Source organism: Bacillus sp. 05T31 (genome assembly GCF_056396725.1).
Genome location: NZ_JBFTMA010000513.1, coordinates 1 through 3242, shown reverse-complemented (window position 1 = coordinate 3242; position 3242 = coordinate 1). Strand labels below are relative to the sequence as shown.

Sequence of the window (3242 nt, the reverse complement as noted above, 5' to 3'; positions counted from 1 at the left end):
GTATCTGGTTTCGGATTAACAATTTTATCTACTTTCTTCAATCCCTCTTTTGTAATCTCATAGACCGCTTTATTCCCAAAACTTTCCTGCATGTTTTTCTCCATATTTGTAATAGTAGCTCTGTTCGCACCTTCTAAATGTGTGAATTCAATAAAATTGCCTACTTTTACCGGAACTTTTGCTTGCTCAGCATTTTGTTGCTTATTTCCATAAATCTCTTTGTTATATAACACTTTACCTGATGTGTTTTGCACTTTAATACTTGCATATGTACTATCAAAGTAGTTATGTGGTACACCTGCTTTTAGATTAATTTGCATTTCTTCTGTTGATTTATTTAAATTTACTTTCACAAATTCAAAATCACCAATCCCTTTCATCGACCATGCAAACTGGTTTCCTTCTAAAATATTCGAAAAATTCGGTGTATCCGGTTTAACCGGATTAGAATCTGTACTTTTCCAAATTTCAGCCGTTAAATTTGGATACCCTAGTGCCGCTACTTTTTGGATTGTATCATTATTTGGGCGTAATCCCCATTTCTCAAAAAACGGAATTAAATTTTGTTTTGCTGCCTTTGATGCTGAAATCATAAATAATTGTTTTTTCGTTTCATCAGTTTGTGGAATCTCATTTGAAGGCATGTCTCTATACAGCTGATGCAACTTAGGATAGAAGTCTTCTCCGTACGCTAGTTGTAATTGCCAAAGCATTACAACTTTAACAAAAAGGTCACTAATGTCATCATAATTTTTATTAGGTTGTTCTAAGTATTGAAATGCCTTAGTATAAGCGCCCTCTTGTTGCAATCTAAAAGGTTGATTAGATGTAAATGCTTTTTCTACAGCAAGGCTGTAAAGATTGACTTGTACCTCTGTCATATTTTTAAAGTTCCAAGGCGTTTGTTGTCTCATATGTCCTGCCTCATGCCAAGGTCCCCATCCATCATTTGTAAATTTATTAATGTCTAATACATGTTGGATTGCATCTCCTACATATGCAGTTCTGTGAGGATATGCATACATATAATAATCCAGAGAATGGTTATCCTCCACATAATGCAGATAATGTTTATCTACTTGTTCTTCAGATAATCCAGATATTTTATCTTGAATTCTAGTAGCCTCATCCATTTTTTTTAAGAGTTGTACAGGATCTGTGTTAGAGTCTATCAAATATTTTTTAACACGAACTGGGCTAGCAGTAATCAATACGCGCTCCCCTTTTAATTCCACCGCATGTGCATTTGGATATTGATTGAGCATATTTATTAAATCTTGTTTCGTATGCTTTCCAAGTTCAAAGAGAGGAGTAGCCGTTCCGCCTGTTATTACTGTTGTTTGAATGGTACCACCTTGTTGTTTATTATAAAAATAAATCATTCCTCCATTTGGAGATTGAATTGTGTTTGTACCTGGATTTAAAGTAAATGATTTAATTTTGGAATCTTCCCTCCAAGAAGCATCGAACGAGAAAGTTCCAATATATGCTTGTATACTTTGATTTCCTTGTACCTGAATTGTTATTTGTTCATTTGGCTTAGCATATAACCCTGTTGGCTCGTATGCACTAAAATTTCTTTCCCTTCTTTCAATATTTTGAAGTTGGGAGACATCTCCTTTTCCTGGAACTGCAAATACTCGATTTTCCACATTAACAGAATTTTCATTCTGTAACGTTGTAGATACTTTCTTTTGCTGTGCTTGTTCTTCCGCAAAGACTTCTAATGAAGGCGTTATTCCAGTAGCAAACATAGATAATGTGGCAGTTATCATCACTAAATTTTTTGTTTTTTGTTGCTGTCCCCTTTTCATAATATCCCTCCGCTATATTTCCAAATACTTATATATTCATATTATCTATTGACACATATTTACACAATTTAACATAAATATACTCATTTATATAAGATAATGAACATATTTCAATTCACTTGATAAGAAGAATAATCAAATGAATGTATGAGAAAAAGAAGGATTTTAATACGTTTATTATTAAAAACGTATTAAAATCTTTAAAAATGTCAAAATATTAATACATTATGTTTTGGTACAAAAACTTCCAAGCAGTTGTAACTAATCACCTAAACCCGGATATACCAGTACTTTTAACGAATTCCTCGAAAGAATTCTCCTTCCTCAAGCGCGTGAAGGGCGTAGCCCAGCGGTAGGTGGGTGATGAATTTCGGTTTGGCGTAGCCAAAAGGCTTTGCTTTTTATTTTGCCTCTGATATAATCAGTCTTATAAAGTATAAGGGTTGGTATATCAATGAAATTAGATAGCAATAATCATTCAGTGTTCTTATTGTATTATCATCTGGTGTTGGTCGTAAAATACAGAAGAAATGTGTTTGATGATGATATGTCAGATTATGCAAAAGACATGTTTATCAGGTTATCCGAGAATTACAACATAACACTGGTAGAGTGGCATTATGATGTTGACCATGTACATATCTTGTTCAAGGCACATCCGAATACAGAAATGACAAAATTCATTAATGCTTATAAAAGTGCAAGTTCTCGACTAATCAAGAGAGACTTTCCACAAGTGAAAAAGAAACTCTGGAAAGAAATGTTTTGGTCAAGAAGTTTTTGTTTACTAACTACTGGTGGTTCGCCAATAGACGTAGTAAAGGAATATATTGAAAATCAAGGTGAAAAGTGAGGTGAAATGATATGACAAAGCATAATAAAGCATATAAATTCCGTTTGTATCCAACAGAAGAACAAGCATATCTTATGCGTAAAACCTTCGGTTGTGTACGTTTCGTGTATAACAGAATGTTAGCTGAACGGAAAGAAGCGTACGAAAAATACAAAGATGATAAGGAACAACTAAAGAAACAAAAGCTTCCAACTCCTGCGAAATATAAAACAGAATTTGAGTGGTTAAAAGAAGTTGATTCATTAGCTTTGGCAAATGCTCAATTAAACTTGCAAACTGCCTATAAGAATTTTTTTAGTGGTCAAAATGACTTTCCGACATTCAAAAGTAAAAAAGACAGAAAGTCTTATACAACGAATGTAGTAAACGGAAATATTATGTTGCTTACTGGTCATATCAAATTGCCAAAACTGAAAATGGTACGTATCAAACAGCATAGAGAGATACCACAAGATTATATGATCAAGTCATGTACGATTTCTATGACACCTACTGGTAAATACTATGTGTCCATCTTGACTGAATACGAAAAAGAGATTGTACAAAAAGAAGTAGAAACAGTTGTTGGATTAGAC

General features: G+C 33.4%; 3 protein-coding genes. 2 read left to right on the top strand and 1 reads right to left on the bottom strand.

Annotation, left to right across the window (positions count from 1 at the left end; genetic code table 11):
- The coding region (locus AC1DJR_RS23235; RefSeq protein ID WP_477003601.1) for a M60 family metallopeptidase at positions 1 to 1814 on the bottom strand (1814 nt) is incomplete at its 3' end.
- Positions 1815 to 2268: 454 nt separating this feature from the next.
- Here AC1DJR_RS23235 and tnpA point away from each other — a divergent pair.
- Together tnpA and AC1DJR_RS23225 are read left to right on the top strand one after the other, a co-directional pair.
- Positions 2269 to 2667 carry an IS200/IS605 family transposase gene (gene tnpA / locus AC1DJR_RS23230; protein WP_016093708.1) on the top strand — a complete coding sequence of 133 codons (399 nt, stop codon included), beginning with the start codon at positions 2269 to 2271 and terminating at the stop codon, positions 2665 to 2667.
- 11 nt (positions 2668 to 2678) lie between these two features.
- On the top strand, positions 2679 to 3242 hold a 564-nt coding region (locus AC1DJR_RS23225), incomplete at its 3' end, for an RNA-guided endonuclease TnpB family protein (protein WP_477003600.1).